Below are 16,260 nucleotides of genomic sequence, written 5' to 3'. Positions count from 1 at the left end.
CTGTTATAAATTTTTTCTATGCGCGCGAATTCCGCGGGTAGACGAAATACCCCAGCCGAATCTTCAGAGTGGCTTGCTCAGAGAATGCTTAAGCTCGACATTTCAACCTATGAAGAGCTAGCTGAATTGGTGGGAATTGATCGCGGAACTATTTCGCGTTATTTCAGACAAGAGCGACGTCCAACTACTGGCGCCATTGCACCACTGTGTGAAGTATTAGAAGTTTCACCCGAGACGCTATTGATAGCGCTGGGTGCTCTCGATAAAAAGTAAGTAGCTACTAATCCTGTGGGCGCAGATCGATATAGAAATCTGTAGTTCCTGGGATGGGCGTAAAGACTCTCTTACTCTCATCATCTGCCCAGAGTGCAAAGGCGATATCGCGCTCACCTGGTTCGAACTGATCACCAACAAAACCTTCGATGTCTTCAAAGGAGAGTTCTGTATTGATGGAGAGAATCACTGAGCCATCGAGTTCTCGGCTCAGTGAGGGAATCGCGATGGAATCCGAGACTCGAATGCGCATGCCTTCACCGTATCGCCTTTGATGCGTATACGCATCAAGCTCACACGGGGAATCAGGCGGGTGTGGATATATTCTTTATACATGTCATCCTTCGAGAGCGTGCAGGTGGAGTACACCCGCTACCTCGAGAAGGAACGCAACCTCTCTGAGCACACCATCAGGGCATACCTTGGAGATCTTGAAAGTTTCCTTCAGCATCTAGAAAAGCAGAAAGTTGATGATGTCGCATCGATCACCATTGCACATATACGTTCTTGGCTAGCTAATCAGCAGGTTAAAGGGGGAGCGCGCACAACGCTCTCACGTAGGGCGGTATCTATTCGCCTCTTTACCAAGTGGGCAACGAAAAAGGGATATCTAAATAAGGATGTAGGGGCAACCCTTGCAACACCGAAAGGACATAGAACCCTGCCTGAAGTCTTATCTGTTGTAGATGCATCCACTGCAATGGATTCACTTGCTACTCGTGTTGCTGAGGAGGAGACACCACTGTCAAAGCGTGATTGCGCAATCGTTGAAGTGCTCTATGCATCCGGTGCCCGCGTCTCAGAACTCTGTGGCCTAGACCTTGATGATGTTGATTACAACCGCAACACAATTCGGGTATTGGGTAAGGGAAATAAGGAGCGCACAATTCCTTTGGGAGGCCCTGCAATCAAAGCTCTCAATGATTGGCTTAAGAATGCTCGTCCATCTGTTGCAACAGATAAGTCTGCTCGCGCAGTTTTCTTAGGTTCACGTGGTGGTCGCATTAATCAGCGCACAGTGCGCACCGTTGTCTATGAAGCACTCTCTGCGTTAGAGGGAGTTGAGCGAATGGGACCACATGCTCTGCGACATTCAGCTGCAACACATCTTCTTGAAGGCGGCGCAGACCTTCGAACCGTCCAAGAAATTCTGGGCCATGCATCCCTTGCCACAACCCAGATCTATACCCATGTGTCGACGGAGAGACTTCAGAAAGCTTTTAAACAGGCTCACCCAAGGGCGTAATTCTGGGAATACGGGTGGATTTTGCACCCCCCAGCGGCAGGTAAGATTTGCCCTGCATCAATCGCGAGATTGATGACATCTCAGCATCTATGTATGAACTGCTTTGCAGGGAATACAAGCCACTTCGGTCCGCATAGAAATTAGCGGTCGGCGTTGTAGGTGCGACGGTCTTAGTAAATTGCTAAGACATAAACCGAGCAGGTTTTTTAGTGCTGCGCACAATAAACCTAAGAAGGAGCGTGCCGTCATGGCAGTAGTAACAATGCGCGAACTCCTCGACAGCGGAGTCCACTTCGGACACCAGACTCGTCGTTGGAATCCAAAGATGAAGCGTTTTATTTTCACAGAACGCAATGGCATCTACATCATCGACATCCAGCAATCACTTGCACTTATCGACTCTGCATATGCATTCGTTAAGGAGACAGTAGCTAAGGGTGGCCACGTCCTATTCGTAGGAACAAAGAAGCAGGCTCACAAGCCAATCATCGATCAAGCAGCTCGCGTTGGCATGCCAACAGTTACAGAGCGCTGGTTAGGTGGAATGCTTACAAACTTCCCAACTGTCTATAAGCGTATTCAGCGCCTCAAGGAGCTTGAAGCTCTTGAGACAGCAAATGACCTTTTGCTTACAAAGAAGGAACTTCTTGTCCTTCGCCGTGAGCGCGAAAAGCTCTTTAAGAACCTCGACGGTATTCGTCACATGACTAAGTTGCCTTCAGCAATTTGGGTTGTTGACACTAAGAAGGAGCACCTTGCAGTTGCCGAAGCTAAGAAGCTTGGTATTCCTGTGATTGCAATCCTTGACACAAACTGCGATCCAGATGAAGTTGATTTCAAGATTCCTGGTAACGACGATGCAATTCGCTCAATCGAGCTTCTTACACGCGTCATCACCGATGCAATTGCAGAAGGCCTTAAGGCACGCTCTGCAGCAGCTCCAGCACCAGTTGCAACAGCAGAAGCTGCAGCAGCTGAAGCGCTTGAGAAGGAAATTCTTGCAAATGCAGAACCAGCTGCAACTGAAGCAGCAGTGGAGGCATAAGTAAATTGGCTAACTATTCAGCAGAAGATGTAAAGCGCCTTCGCGAAGCGACCGCAGCAGGAATGCTCGATTGCAAGAAGGCACTTGATGAAGCAGATGGTGATTACGACAAGGCTGTTGAAATCATTCGAGTTAAGGGACAAAAGGGCGTTACAAAGCGCGAAGGTCGCCTTACTTCAAATGGTTTAGTTGTTGCAAAGGTTTCAAGTGACCTTGGTGTCATGCTTGAACTCAATTGCGAGACAGACTTCGTTGCAAAGGGCGAGCGTTTTATCGCACTTGGCGATGAGCTTGTTGAACACCTTCTCTCATCAAAGTCAGCAGATGTTGCAGCATTTCTCTCATCAACAATGGCTAACGGCAAGACCGTTCAGTCTGTGATTGATGAAGGTAATGCAACACTTGGTGAAAAGATTGAAATCCGCAATGTTGCAGTGATCGAAGGACCAGTTGGTCTCTACCTTCACAAGACAAGCCCAGATTTGCCACCACAAGTTGGCGTCTTGGTCTCTCTTGCAAAGGAAGCAGCTGAAGTTGGTAAGGATGTTGCACAGCACATCGCAGCATTCGCTCCTCGCTACGTTAATCGTGAAGATGTTCCAGCAGACCTGATTGAGACAGAGCGTCGTCTTGCAGAAGAGACAGCTCGCTCAGAAGGAAAGCCAGAAGCATCACTTTCTAAGATCATCGAAGGTCGCGTCACCGGTTTTGTGAAGGAAGTTTCACTAATCGAGCAGGCTTTCGCTAAGGATGCGAAGAAGACCGTCAAGCAGATTCTCGATGAAGCAGGAACAGCCGTGAAGGCATTCCACCGCTTCCGCGTGGGTCAATAAGCTTTTCTATCGAGGGTAATAGACTCAAGAAAAGTTAGAATTTCTCTAAGAAGCGAAGGGAGCACTCATGCCAGGTACCAGAGGTAACTATGGTCGAGTGCTCCTTAAGCTTTCTGGAGAAGTTTTTGGTGGCAAGAAGGGCATCGGTGTTGATCCCGATGTTTTAGCAGATGTGGCAAAGCAGATTGCAGATGTCGTTCGAAGCGGCGTTCAAATCGCAATCGTTGTCGGCGGAGGTAACTTCTTCCGTGGCGCAGAACTCTCTGAGCGCGGGATGGAGCGCTCACGCGCTGACTACATGGGAATGCTTGGAACAGTAATGAACTGTTTAGCGCTCCAAGATTTTCTAGAAAAAGAGGGCGTTGATACTCGCGTCCAGACAGCAATCACTATGGGTCAGGTTGCTGAGCCTTATGTTCCACGCCGTGCCATCCGCCACCTTGAAAAGGGTCGCGTTGTGATCTTTGGTGCGGGCGCTGGAATGCCATTTTTCACAACAGATACCGTTGCAGCGCAACGCGCACTGGAAATTGGTGCAGGTGCACTTCTGCTTGCAAAGTCCGGAGTCGATGGCGTCTATAACGCAGATCCTCGCAAAGATAAGAGCGCGACTAAGTTCGACACTATTTCTTACGATGAAGTTCTTCAGAAGTCACTGGCAGTTGCAGATGCTGCAGCATTTAGCCTCTGCCGCGAGAACCACCTACCTATCGTGGTCTTTGATCTTATGACCAATGGAAATATCGGCCGCGCCGTTCGCGGTGAAAAGATTGGAACTCTCGTTTCTTAAACGAGAGTAACGCTAGGTAATTTAAGGATTAAGGGGCACAGACCATGGCAGATGTAACAAGCGCACTCGCAGATGCAACCGATAAAATGAATAAGGCTGTCGAAGTAGCAAAAGATGATTTCGGTGCGATCCGCACAGGACGAGCTCACCCTGCGATGTTTAACAAGATCATGGTCGATTACTACGGCACATGGACTGCTCTCTCACAGCTTGCCTCTATTCAGATTCCTGAATCACGCATGGCAGTCGTCTCTCCCTTTGATAAGGGTGCGATGTCATCTATTGAAAAGGCGATCCGTGAATCAGATCTGGGCGTTAATCCTGCAACAGATGGCGCCATCATCCGTGTGAACTTCCCACAGCTGACGGAGGAGCGCCGCAAGGATTACATCAAGGTGGCAAAGACCAAGGCTGAAGATTCAAAGATTTCTATGCGCAATATTCGCCGCACAGCGAAAGAGTTGATGGAGAAGTTAGAAAAAGATGGCGATATTGGTAAAGATGATTTGAGCCGTGGTGAGAAAGAGTTAGAGAAAATCACATCAGATCATGTGGCAAAGATTGATGAGCTCTTAAAGCACAAGGAGGCTGAACTTCTCGAAGTCTAAAGACTTCATTGAAGTTCCACCCATTGTGTCTGACTTACATTCGATTAACGAGGCGATTAATAAGCGCGCAGGTCGCAAGCTGCTGCCCTCAATCGGTGTCAGTTTATTTCTTGTCGCACTCGTCTGGTTCTCACTCGTAAGTTACAGAGTTATCTTTGCAGGCCTCGTCACTCTCGCTGTTGTTCTTGGAATACGTGAACTACACCATGCGCTGACTACAACAAAGATTGAAATCCCGTTGTGGTCACTGACAACATCTGCCATTGCACTCTCTGCAGCAGCCTGGTTTGGTGGAGTATCAGGACTTGCCGTTGCAACAGCAATTGCATTTCCTTGTCTGCTCGTCCTACTTCTTCCACGAGGAATTGAAGGATTTGTCAGTACTGCTTCAGCTTCTGCTCTAGCACTCGTCTATCTTCCATTTTTAGCAGGCTTTCTTATTCTCTTAGCTCGCCCCTATAACGGACTTGAGCGCGTGATGACTCTTGTTGTTTTGGTTGGTTGCAATGACACCTTTGGATATCTCACAGGTGTTCTCTTAGGTAAGCACCCACTTGCTCCGAAGATCAGCCCAAAGAAGACCATTGAAGGTCTTATCGGTTCACTGATCTTTACAGTCATTGGTGGATCACTGGCATTTCATTTCATCATGGACTCACATTGGTGGCTTGGAGCACTTGCCGGAGTCATCACAGTATTTACAGCAACCTCAGGTGATCTCATCGAGTCAGCGCTCAAGCGCGATATGGCTATTAAGGATATGGGCAATTTACTGCCAGGACATGGCGGAATTATGGATCGCCTAGATTCTGTTCTCTTTGCCGCCCCTGCACTGTGGCTCGCACTTGAAGTGGTGCGTCGCGCACAGGACTCAGGTCTTCTATGACAACTGAACGTCCGACAGAACTTAAATTAGTCTTTGATGAACCAGTACAGCGCAAGAAAGCACCGAAGCATTTAGCTGATTTTGCTCCGGCAGAGCGTAAAGCATTTGCGAAGGAACTTGGTTTCCAACCATTTCGCGCCGCACAGGTAGCAACGCATTACTTCACTCATCTGTCCAATGAGCCAGATGAGTGGACAGATATTCCCGCTGCAGAGCGTCAATCTATTGCGCAGGCTCTGACTCCAAAACTTATTGAACTCGTTACTACGCGCACCACAGATGGCGGAATGACTCGTAAGGATTTATGGAAGCTCCATGATGGAGTTCTCGTTGAATCTGTCCTCATGCGTTACACAGATCGCACAACTGTTTGTATTTCATCTCAAGCTGGATGTGGCATGAACTGTCCATTCTGTGCAACAGGGCAAGCAGGGCTCACTCGTAATCTCTCAGCAGGTGAAATCACCGATCAGATCGTTGCTGCAGCTCGTGCATGCGCCAATGGTGAAATGCCTGGGGGACCGACTCGACTTTCCAACATTGTCTTTATGGGAATGGGCGAACCGCTTGCTAACTACAACGCAGTCGTTCGCACACTTCGTAACATCACAGATCCCAACCCGGATGGCCTTGGAATCTCAGCTCGCTCAGTCGTTGTCTCAACTGTGGGACTCGTTCCTGGAATTGAAAAGCTGATGGATGAAGGCATTAACTGCACCCTGGCAGTTTCCCTTCACACGCCAGATGATGAACTGCGCGACAGCCTTGTTCCAATCAATAATCGCTTTAATGTCCGTGAGGTATTGGCAGCAGCTGATGCCTATGAGAAGAAGACGGGTCGTCGATACTCCATTGAATATGCACTGATTCGTGATATCAATGATCAATCATGGCGCTCAGATTTATTGGGTCGATTGCTCAAAAACCGCAATGCGCATGTGAACTTGATTCCACTGAACCCAACACCTGGGTCGAAGTGGACGGCATCTCGCCGCGAAGATGAAGCAGAGTTTGTAAGAATCCTTGAAGGCTATGGAGTTCCGGTGACTGTGCGCGATACGCGAGGCCGTGAAATTGATGGGGCCTGCGGCCAACTTGCCGCTAGTGAAAAGGAAAAGATTTAACTAGTATCACTTCCATGACATCCGTGGATTTAAAGGAAGCAGCTGCAGCATATGAAGCAGCATCACAGTATTTTCTCAATCTCGCTCGCGCAGTAACACCAGAACTCATGGATGTTCACGCCGAGAATGAATGGTCTGCTCGTCAATGTATTCACCACATGGCAGATTCTGAAGCTCAGTCCTATGCGCGCCTTCGTCGACTTATTGCTGAACCTGAAGGTTCGATTATTCAAGGTTATGACGAAGCTGCTTGGGCAAATGAGGCAAAGCTTGCATATGCAGATGGCGATGTTGCAAATTCCATCGCTGTCTATGCAGCGGTTCGTGCTGCCTCCCTTGATGTGGTCAAGCGCTTAGAAGAGAGTGATCTGGAAAAATTTGGTGAACACACAGAAGCGGGTAAGTACTCTGTTGCTCGCTGGCTCGAGACTTATACAAAACACCCATACGATCATGGTGATCAGATGGTTCGCGCAACGAAGGGTCAGGCATAAAAGGTGAAGAAGTTACAGAATTTCATCAATGGAAAATCAGTTGATGGAGCATCAGGTGAGACCACAACACTGATCAACCCTTCAACAGGTGTTGCCTTTGCCACCGCTCCCAAGTCGAACGCTGCAGATATTGATAAGGCGATGAAGGCAGCAAGTGAGGCCTTTCCTGGATGGCGCGATTCCACTCCTTCAGAGCGCCAGCGCGCACTACTCAAGATTGCAGATGCCATTGAGGCTCGAGCAGATGAATTCGTTAACTTAGAGTCAGAAAATTGTGGAAAGCCAAAGAGCCTGACTGCATCGGAGGAAATGCCACCCATGGTGGATCAGATTCGCTTCTTTGCAGGTGCTGCTCGAAATCTTGAAGGCCGCTCTGCTGGTGAATATATGCACGGCATGACTTCATTTATTCGCCGCGAACCAATCGGTGTCTGCGCACAGGTAACACCATGGAACTACCCAATGATGATGGCTGTCTGGAAGTGGGCACCTGCCATTGCTGCAGGAAATACTGTGGTTCTTAAGCCTTCGGATACAACACCTGTTACAACTCTCTTTATGGCACAGATCATGGGTGAATTTCTTCCTGATGGCGTTATCAACGTTATTGCTGGAGAGCGTGCAACAGGTGCTGCACTGGTTGACCACGCAACACCTGCGATGGTTTCAGTAACAGGTTCTGTGCGCGCAGGTATGGAAGTGGCATCTGCTGCATCGAAATCACTCAAGCGCGTTCACCTAGAACTAGGTGGCAAGGCACCGGTTGTTGTCTTTAACGATGCAGATCTTCAGGCAGCAGCTGAAGGAATTGCTATCGCAGGATTCTTCAACTCAGGTCAAGATTGCACAGCAGCTACTCGCGTCCTTGTGCAAGAAGGTGTCTATGAGGAGATGGTGAAGTTACTTGCAGATCAGGCAACTAACCACATCGGCATGGGTATGCCTGATGAAGATGTGATTGTGGGGCCGGTCAATAATGCATCCCAATTTGAACGTGTCTCAGGATTTATCTCTCGCACACCATCACATGCTCGCATTGTCGCTGGTGGCCAACCAACCAACCTTCCCGGCTACTTTGTTGCCCCTACAGTGATTGCAGATCTGACCCAGAGCGATGAGTTGATTCAATCTGAAATCTTCGGACCAGTCATCACCATCCAGAAGTTTAAAGATGAAGAGCAAGCAGTTGCGATGTCTAATGGCGTCGACTACGGCCTGGCCTCATCTGTCTGGACCAAGGACCATGCCCGTGCGATGCGCATGTCCAAGGCCTTTGACTTCGGCTGCGTCTGGATTAATACCCACATCCCTATCGTTGCTGAAATGCCACATGGAGGCTTTAAGCGAAGCGGCTACGGCAAGGATCTCTCCAACTACGGCTTTGAGGATTACACCCGCATCAAGCATGTGATGACCAACCTCAACGCCTAACCCCAGCCCTAAATCACAGGAAGATTTCCTCGATTTAGGTTTGGCTCACCCTCAAAATGGTTACATAATGAGCCCTGCAACACCGTCCCTTACACCGGCATAAAAAGGAGCCCGCCACATGGCTAAGCAACCACTCTCACAAGAAGCACGTTCAATTCTTCAATCAAAAGTTTCACGTCGCACAGTACTTGCAGGTGCAGGTGCAGTAGCTGGAGCAGGTGCGCTCGCATCCTGTGGATTTGGCGGAGGTTCAGATTCATCGAACGCTGTCCGCTGGGGCAACTGGCCTCTCTACCTTGATGTTGATGACTCAGGTAAGAAGTACCCAACTCTTGAAGCATTTACTAAAGAGACTGGCATTGATGTTAAGTACTTTGAAGATTACAACGATAACGATGAGTTCTTCGGAAAAGTACAAGCACAGCTCAAGCTTGGAAAAGATATTGGCTATGACCTTGTCTGCCCAACAGACTGGATGTCAGCTCGTTGGATCCGTCTTGGATACACACAGAAGTTTGATGCAGCAAATATTCCTAACGCCTCAAATATTCTCGACACACTTGCAAGCCCATCATTTGATCCAAAGCGTGAAAGTTCATTGACATGGCAGGGCATCATGGGTGGTTTCGGTTGGAATACAGCCAAGAACCCAAAGGGTATTCGCACACTCGATGATCTCTTCTCACCAGGAAATAAGGGAAAGATCGTTGTTCTCTCTGAAATGCGCGACACCGTCGGAATTATTCTTCGCTCACAGGGCGTCAGCCTTGCAACTGTGACAGAAGATCAATTCATGAACGCTGTCGACTTCCTTGCTAAGAAGATTGCAGATGGCTGGATTCGTGGAGTTAAGGGCAACGAATACGCTGAAGATCTCACATCAGGAGATGCCACAGCTGTTATCGGTTGGTCGGGCGATATGTTTATTCTCAAATCTGAAAATGAAGGCAAGTTTGACTTCGCTATCCCAGAATCAGGCGGAACAATCTCAGGCGATAACATGATGATTCCATCAACTGTGACTGCCGAAGCTAAGGCAAATACTGAAAAGCTCATTAACTACTACTACGAGCCATCTGTTGCAGCTGAAGTTGCTGCATATGTGAACTACGTATGTCCTGTTAAGGGTGCACAAGCTGAGATGGAGAAGATTGATCCAGATCTAGCAAAGAGTGAATTCATCTTCCCAAGTGCGAAGACAATGGCGAACTTGAGCGTTTTCCGTTCTCTCACACCAACTGAAGAGACAACATGGACCGAGGCTTTCCAGAAGGCCGCCGGCAACTAAGTGTCAGATACTGCAAGAGGTGCACGAGGAGATCTCAAGCTTTCGAATCTCACCAAGTCATATGGTGATTTCACTGCTGTAGATGATTTGTCACTTGTCATACCCAAAGGTTCATTCTTCGCTTTACTTGGACCTTCTGGGTGTGGCAAGACAACAACTCTTCGAATGATTGCAGGTCTTGAAGAACCAACCCAGGGCACCATTGCATTGGGTGAAACAGATATTACGGATACTAAGCCTTATCAGCGTCCTATCAATACTGTCTTTCAAAACTACGCCCTCTTTCCACATCTAACAATCTTTGAAAATATCGCATTCGGTCTTCGCCGTCGCGGAATCAAAGATGTGGATGATGCGGTCAATAAAGCACTAGATCTTGTTGAACTTCCACATTTGGCACAACGTAAGCCAACGCAGTTATCCGGCGGACAACAGCAGCGCATCGCACTTGCTCGCGCCATCGTGAACCGCCCCGCACTTCTCCTCCTTGATGAACCACTCGGAGCGCTCGATCTCAAACTGCGTCGTCAGATGCAGATTGAGTTGAAGTGGATCCAGAAAGAAGTGGGAATCACATTCGTTCACGTTACTCACGATCAGGAAGAGGCCATGACAATGGCTGACACCATCGCTGTGATGAATGAGGGCAAGATCGAACAGATGGGCTCTCCTGCAGATTTGTATGACAATCCAGAGACTGCATTTGTTGCTAACTTCCTTGGTCAGTCAAACCTGATTAAGGGAACTGTCTCTGGCAATGATGGAGCCAATCAGATTGTCGATCTCTTCGGACAGAAGATTTCGCTGCAGAAAGATCGCTCACATGGCGTGGATAACTCAATCTATGCAGGTATTCGCCCTGAGAAGTTTCGTATCTCTCGCCTTGAGACTCAAACCCATGGAAATATTCTTACAGGTGGCAAAGTTGAAGATGTTTCATACATTGGTGTTTCAACTCAGTACCAAGTGTTGATGCCATGGGGACAAGAGCTGATGGTCTTTGAGCAAAATGATGATGGCGTTGCACCATTTAGCGTGGGAGAGCCAGTCAATATCTCATGGGAGCCAATCTTCACATTTGGTCTTCGCGGTGATGAAGATGCTGAGGCTGGGACAGAAGTGAACCCTGATGAGGATCTGGACGACGAGTGAAGAAAATAAGTACTCCTTATCTCCTGCTCATACCGGGGATGGGGTTCCTCTTTACCTTCTTTCTCCTTCCCCTCTTTAACCTTGCGCAAACTTCTACACAGACACCAGTCGGTGGGGGAGATACAGGCCAATACGAACAGACTTTCCGTTTTCAGAATTACATCGATGCATTTGTGGAAAATAGAGAACAGTTTGGTCGCTCCTTTCTCTATGCAACGATTGCAACAGTTGTAGCTTTAGCGATTGCCTATCCACTGGCTTACGCAATTGCATTTAAGGGTGGCAAGTACAAGAACTTCATGCTCGTCTTGGTAGTCGCCCCGTTCTTTACATCCTTCTTGCTCCGTACCATTGCATGGAAGCAGATTCTTGGTGAAGAGGGCTTTGTCGTTCCAACGCTTCGAACCTTTGGAATCATCTCCGAGAGCACAACCCTCACATCCAGCGCCTTTGCAGTCGTTGCGGGTATGACCTATAACTTCCTTCCATTTATGACTTTGCCGCTCTATGCATCCATCGATCGCATCGACCCTCGCACACTTGAGGCATCTGGGGATCTCTATGCAAATGGGTTTACAACTTTTCGCAAAGTGACTCTGCCACTATCCATGCCAGGTGTTGTTGCAGGAACGCTACTTACCTTTATTCCAGCAGCTGGTGACTATGTCAACGCTGCAATTCTTGGTAGTCCGCAGACGAAGATGCTGGGAAATGTTATTGAGTCTCGCTACTTCAAGATCGTTGATTACCCAACAGCTGCAGCGCTCTCATTTACCTTGATGGCTGCCATCTTGATACTTGTGACGGTCTATGTCCGCAAGGCCGGAACTGAGGAGCTTGTATGAAGAAGTTATCTCGCTGGTTTGGGCGCAACCTCATCCGTATCTATGCAGTCGTTGCCTTCACCTACCTCTTTATCCCTGTTGCATACACATTTGCCTTCTCCTTTAACGATTCAGGCAAGAGCAACTTGGTGTGGAAGGGATTTACCTTCGATAATTGGAAGAACCCTTGTGGAGCACCAGAGATTTGTAGCGCACTCGGTAACTCGATCAAGATTGGCTTTCTTGCAACCGTATTCTCAACAATTCTTGGCACGATGATTGCATTTGCACTCGGTCGACATAAATTTAAGGGACGCTCAACTACTAACCTGCTGATCTTCCTACCGATGGCAACACCTGAAATCGTTCTCGGTGCATCTCTTCTCTCACTCTTTCTTGTCTTTAAGATCAATCCAGGTTTCTGGCCTACTGTGATTGCACATGTTCTTTTCTGTGTTTCATTCGTTGTGGTTACAGTGAAGGCGCGTATTGCAAGCCTTGATCCTCGACTAGAGCAAGCTGCCATGGATCTCTATGCCAATGAGCGCGAGACTTTCCGCCGAGTGACCTTGCCATTGGTGGCTCCTGGTATCGCAGCTGCTGCACTTCTGGCCTTTAGCTTGTCCTTCGATGATTTCATCATTACCAACTTCAACTCAGGCACCATGACGACTTTTCCTAAGTTTGTCTATACATCTGCAGCCCGCGGTATTCCGGCGCAAGCAAATGTCATTGGTTCTGCGATGTTCTTCCTCGCACTTGCTATTGTCATCATCGGACAATTTGTGGGTCGCAAGCGCAAAGTTTCATGACGCGCGAAATCATCATTCTGGGTTCCACCGGCTCCATTGGTGTTCAAGCTCTTGAAATCGTAGAAGCTAACCCAACACTTTTTACTGTGGTGGCACTTACCGCAGCAGGTTCTAACACTGATCTTCTGATTGCTCAGGCTAAGAAATTTAAGGTCAAGGTAGTTGGTGTTGCTAAGAACGGCGATGTTATCCGCGGGGCACTTCCAGGAGTGGAAGTAGTCGATGGCCCAAATGCATCTAGTGAAGTTGCCGCTATCTCGTGCGATGTTGTTCTCAACGGTATTACGGGCTCGATTGGTCTTGGACCAACTCTTGCAGCCCTCGATGCCGATAATCGTGTGGCACTTGCCAATAAGGAATCCCTTGTTGCAGGTGGAGATTTGGTTCTTGCTCGCGCCAAGGAGAACCAACTTCTTCCTGTTGACTCTGAGCACTCTGCAATCTGGCAGGCGTTGATGGGTGAGAAGAAATCAGATATTTCTAAGTTAATTCTTACTGCAAGCGGTGGTCCATTTAGGGACCGTGCGGATTTATCAGGCGTCACCGTGCAAGAAGCACTGGCTCACCCAACCTGGGTTATGGGTCCCGTTGTTTCTATTAACTCTGCAACGCTGATGAATAAGGGCCTTGAAATTATTGAAGCTCATTACCTCTTTGGAGTTGCCTACTCTCAGATTGAGGCTGTCATTCATCCACAATCTGTCGTGCACTCCATGGTCGAATTTGTGGATGGTTCAACAATTGCACAGGGATCGCCTCCCAATATGAAGGGGCCAATCTCGCTGGCACTTTCCTATCCGCATCGTGTTCCTGGTGCAACGAAGTCAATTGATTGGACTCAATCCCACACCTGGAACTTTGATCCGATTGATGCAAAGCGTTTTCCAGCAATCGCACTTGCTCGTGAAGTGGGCGCCATTGGGGCAGGGTTACCGGCAGTACTCAATGCTGCCAATGAAGTTGCCGTTCAAGCTTTTGTTGATGGAGATATAAAGTTCACAGAGATTGTTAAGACGGTTTCAGCAGTTGTGGAAAAGTTGCGCGGTAGCGTCAGCGGTGTTCTTCGAGATCTAGCTGATGTCAGTGCCATCGAAGATGATGCTCGTCGGACAGCTCACGAACTATTGAAGAAGGTCGGATAATGCAACTTCTTGGAATTTTGGCATTTGTAGTAGCCCTGCTCTTATCTGTCATGGTGCACGAATTCGGCCACTACATCACAGCAAAACGCTTTGATATGAAGGTTACTGAATTCTTCCTTGGCTTCGGTAAGCGCATCTGGTCATTTACTAGAGGTGAAACAGAGTTCGGAATTAAAGCCATTCCTGCAGGCGGATACTGCCGTATTGAGGGAATGACGCCACGAGATGAGATGCCTTTAGGTGAAGAATCTCGCGCTTTCTATGGCGCAACAACAACGCGCAAGTTAATCGTTCTCGGTGCAGGCTCTACAGCCCACTTCGTAATCGGCTTCCTGCTTATCTTCTCTATCTTCTTTGGAGTTGGCGTTAATGCACTTCTCTCTGATGTGACAAAGGTTGCGCCAAATTCTGCAGCAGCTGCCGCTGGATTCCAGCCAGGAGATAAGATCATTGCAATTGATGGAGAAGAAGTCACTGATTGGTATCAGGATTCGCAGGCGATTGCTGCCTCAGAAGGAAATGAACTGACATTTACCGTCCTGCGCGATGGGCAAGAGATTTCGATTACTGCAGCTCCTACATATCTGACCTCTGAAAAGCGTTACATGCTGGGTGTTGTCACCAAGATCGGGATTAAGCGCGAGGGACTTCTTACATCAGTGAAAGAGTCAGGTCGGGCCACTGCAGTTCTTACTCGCGAATCCGTTAAGGCGCTGATTTCCCTTCCCACAAAAATTCCTCAACTCATTCGCCAGACCTTTGGAGATGAGAAGCGCGATCCCAATGGACTAGTTGGCATCGTTGGCGCCGCACGTGTTTCAGGAGATGCGGTCAGCAGCAATAAGCTCAATAACACCGAACGCCTTGGAACATTCCTGCTTCTCATTGCAAGTCTAAATATCTTTGTTGGCCTCTTTAATTTGCTTCCACTTCTTCCACTCGATGGTGGACATATGGCAGTTGCTATCGCAGATGAGATTCGTGCCTTCTTTGCTCGTCTTCGTGGAAGGCCTCGACCTGCTGGAATCGATGTGAATGTGCTAACACCAATTACGATGACAGTCTTTGCGGTGCTTGTAGTACTGACGGCAATCCTGCTTATCGCAGACATTCTCAACCCCGTCTCGCTCAATCTCTAGAGATAAGGCAGAATACGGGTCATGGTTGATCTTGGAATTCCTAGCGCACCACCTCCTACCTTGCATCCGCGTCGCAAGACGCGACAGCTCAAGGTTGGATCTATTGGCGTAGGTTCTGATTCACCGGTCAGCGTTCAGTCGATGTGTACAACGCTGACATCTGATGTCAATGCAACGCTGCAGCAGATTGCAGAACTTACCGCCTCTGGTTGCCAGATCGTGCGCGTTGCAGTTCCATCACAAGATGATGCAGATGCACTCGCACAGATTGCTAAGAAGTCACAGATTCCTGTCATTGCAGATATTCACTTTCAACCTAAATACATCTTTGCAGCTATTGATGCTGGGTGCGCCGCAGTACGTGTGAACCCAGGCAACATTAAGCAATTTGATGACAAGGTCAAGGAAGTTGCTAAGGCTGCAGGAGATGCTGGAATTCCTATTCGCATTGGCGTTAATGCAGGTTCACTTGATCCAAGACTTCTTAAAAAATACGGAAAGGCAACTCCTGAAGCGCTAGCTGAATCTGCGCTCTGGGAAGCATCCCTCTTTGAAGAACATGGTTTTGGCGATATTAAGATTTCTGTCAAGCATCACGATCCTGTCACTATGGTTAATGCTTATCGCATCTTGGCGGCAAAGTGTGATTATCCGTTGCACCTTGGTGTGACTGAAGCTGGCCCTATTTTTCAAGGAACGATTAAATCTGCAACAGCATTTGGAATCCTTCTAGCAGAAGGAATTGGCGACACTATTCGTGTTTCTCTATCAGCGCCTCCCGTTGAAGAGGTCAAGGTTGGTATTTCTATTCTTGAATCGTTGAATTTGCGTCAACGTAAACTTGAGATCGTTTCATGTCCTTCATGTGGTCGCGCACAAGTAGATGTCTACACGCTGGCTGAGAAAGTACAGGCGGGACTTCAGGGAATGACTGTTCCACTTCGCGTTGCTGTCATGGGTTGTGTTGTGAATGGTCCCGGTGAAGCACGCGAGGCAGATCTTGGTGTTGCATCTGGAAATGGCAAGGGGCAAATCTTTGTTAAGGGTGAAGTCATTAAGACAGTGCCAGAGGCTCAGATTGTTGAAACTTTAATTGAAGAAGCTATGCGTCTTGCTGAAGAGATGGAAGCCGCAGGCGTTGCATCAGGAGTACCTTCCGTCACAACCTCCTAA

At 48.3% G+C, this 16,260-nt stretch carries 18 protein-coding genes; 17 read left to right on the top strand and 1 reads right to left on the bottom strand.

The window, feature by feature from the left end; translation table 11 throughout:
- Window positions 1-18: 18 nt before the first annotated feature.
- A complete protein-coding gene (locus A1sIIA65_RS04555; RefSeq protein ID WP_095676391.1) occupies window positions 19-273 on the top strand; it encodes a helix-turn-helix domain-containing protein in 255 nt (84 codons plus the stop codon).
- Window positions 274-280: 7 nt separating this feature from the next.
- Here the strand turns inward: A1sIIA65_RS04555 and A1sIIA65_RS04550 are convergent, their stop codons facing one another.
- Window positions 281-526 (bottom strand): hypothetical protein, encoded by a 246-nt coding sequence (locus tag A1sIIA65_RS04550; protein WP_095676390.1) that lies wholly within the window; start codon window positions 524-526, stop codon window positions 281-283.
- A gap of 81 nt (window positions 527-607) precedes the next feature.
- Between A1sIIA65_RS04550 and A1sIIA65_RS04545 the strand changes: the two genes are divergently transcribed.
- The 16 genes from A1sIIA65_RS04545 (at window position 608) to ispG (ending at window position 16,260) form a co-directional block, all read left to right on the top strand.
- Window positions 608-1,519: a tyrosine recombinase XerC gene (locus A1sIIA65_RS04545; protein ID WP_095676389.1), complete on the top strand. Its 912-nt coding sequence runs from the start codon at window positions 608-610 to the stop codon at window positions 1,517-1,519.
- A gap of 247 nt (window positions 1,520-1,766) precedes the next feature.
- Window positions 1,767-2,564 (top strand): 30S ribosomal protein S2, encoded by a 798-nt coding sequence (gene rpsB / locus A1sIIA65_RS04540; RefSeq protein WP_095676388.1) that lies wholly within the window; start codon window positions 1,767-1,769, stop codon window positions 2,562-2,564.
- A gap of 5 nt (window positions 2,565-2,569) precedes the next feature.
- Window positions 2,570-3,397, top strand: a complete 828-nt coding sequence (gene tsf, locus A1sIIA65_RS04535) for a translation elongation factor Ts (protein WP_095676387.1) — start codon at window positions 2,570-2,572, stop codon at window positions 3,395-3,397.
- Window positions 3,398-3,464: 67 nt separating this feature from the next.
- Window positions 3,465-4,187, top strand: a complete 723-nt coding sequence (gene pyrH, locus A1sIIA65_RS04530; protein ID WP_095676386.1) for a UMP kinase — start codon at window positions 3,465-3,467, stop codon at window positions 4,185-4,187.
- 44 nt (window positions 4,188-4,231) lie between these two features.
- On the top strand, window positions 4,232-4,795 hold the full coding sequence (gene frr, locus A1sIIA65_RS04525; RefSeq protein WP_095676385.1) for a ribosome recycling factor: 564 nt from the start codon (window positions 4,232-4,234) through the stop codon (window positions 4,793-4,795).
- Between the two features lie 25 nt (window positions 4,796-4,820).
- A complete protein-coding gene (locus tag A1sIIA65_RS04520; protein ID WP_095676384.1) occupies window positions 4,821-5,681 on the top strand; it encodes a phosphatidate cytidylyltransferase in 861 nt (286 codons plus the stop codon).
- On the top strand, window positions 5,678-6,805 hold the full coding sequence (rlmN, locus tag A1sIIA65_RS04515; RefSeq protein WP_095676383.1) for a dual-specificity RNA methyltransferase RlmN: 1,128 nt from the start codon (window positions 5,678-5,680) through the stop codon (window positions 6,803-6,805). Before A1sIIA65_RS04520 ends, rlmN begins: the two co-directional genes overlap by 4 nt.
- A 14-nt stretch (window positions 6,806-6,819) precedes the next feature.
- Entirely contained in the window at window positions 6,820-7,299 is a 480-nt protein-coding gene (locus A1sIIA65_RS04510) for a DinB family protein (RefSeq protein WP_223298022.1), read from the top strand.
- Window positions 7,300-7,302: 3 nt separating this feature from the next.
- Window positions 7,303-8,730: a gamma-aminobutyraldehyde dehydrogenase gene (locus A1sIIA65_RS04505; RefSeq protein ID WP_095676381.1), complete on the top strand. Its 1,428-nt coding sequence runs from the start codon at window positions 7,303-7,305 to the stop codon at window positions 8,728-8,730.
- Between the two features lie 118 nt (window positions 8,731-8,848).
- Window positions 8,849-10,018: an ABC transporter substrate-binding protein gene (locus tag A1sIIA65_RS04500; RefSeq protein ID WP_095676380.1), complete on the top strand. Its 1,170-nt coding sequence runs from the start codon at window positions 8,849-8,851 to the stop codon at window positions 10,016-10,018.
- A complete protein-coding gene (locus tag A1sIIA65_RS04495; protein ID WP_095676379.1) occupies window positions 10,019-11,170 on the top strand; it encodes an ABC transporter ATP-binding protein in 1,152 nt (383 codons plus the stop codon).
- Between the two features lie 38 nt (window positions 11,171-11,208).
- Window positions 11,209-12,015: an ABC transporter permease gene (locus A1sIIA65_RS04490; RefSeq protein WP_095676378.1), complete on the top strand. Its 807-nt coding sequence runs from the start codon at window positions 11,209-11,211 to the stop codon at window positions 12,013-12,015.
- Window positions 12,012-12,806, top strand: coding sequence for an ABC transporter permease (locus A1sIIA65_RS04485; RefSeq protein WP_095676377.1), 795 nt, complete (start codon window positions 12,012-12,014; stop codon window positions 12,804-12,806). Before A1sIIA65_RS04490 ends, A1sIIA65_RS04485 begins: the two co-directional genes overlap by 4 nt.
- Window positions 12,803-13,948, top strand: coding sequence for a 1-deoxy-D-xylulose-5-phosphate reductoisomerase (gene dxr / locus A1sIIA65_RS04480; protein WP_095676376.1), 1,146 nt, complete (start codon window positions 12,803-12,805; stop codon window positions 13,946-13,948). Before A1sIIA65_RS04485 ends, dxr begins: the two co-directional genes overlap by 4 nt.
- Entirely contained in the window at window positions 13,948-15,087 is a 1,140-nt protein-coding gene (locus tag A1sIIA65_RS04475; protein ID WP_095676375.1) for a M50 family metallopeptidase, read from the top strand. The genes dxr and A1sIIA65_RS04475 overlap by 1 nt, the downstream gene beginning before the upstream one ends.
- Before the next feature lie 21 nt (window positions 15,088-15,108).
- The gene (ispG, locus tag A1sIIA65_RS04470) at window positions 15,109-16,260 is read left to right on the top strand and encodes a flavodoxin-dependent (E)-4-hydroxy-3-methylbut-2-enyl-diphosphate synthase (RefSeq protein WP_095676374.1); all 1,152 of its coding nucleotides are present in this window, start codon (window positions 15,109-15,111) and stop codon (window positions 16,258-16,260) included.

The organism is Candidatus Planktophila dulcis, from assembly GCF_002288225.1.
Taxonomy (GTDB): Bacteria; Actinomycetota; Actinomycetes; order Nanopelagicales; family Nanopelagicaceae; genus Planktophila; species Planktophila dulcis.
Note: the sequence above shows the minus strand (reverse complement) of the source record. Positions and strands in the feature narration are given on the sequence as shown.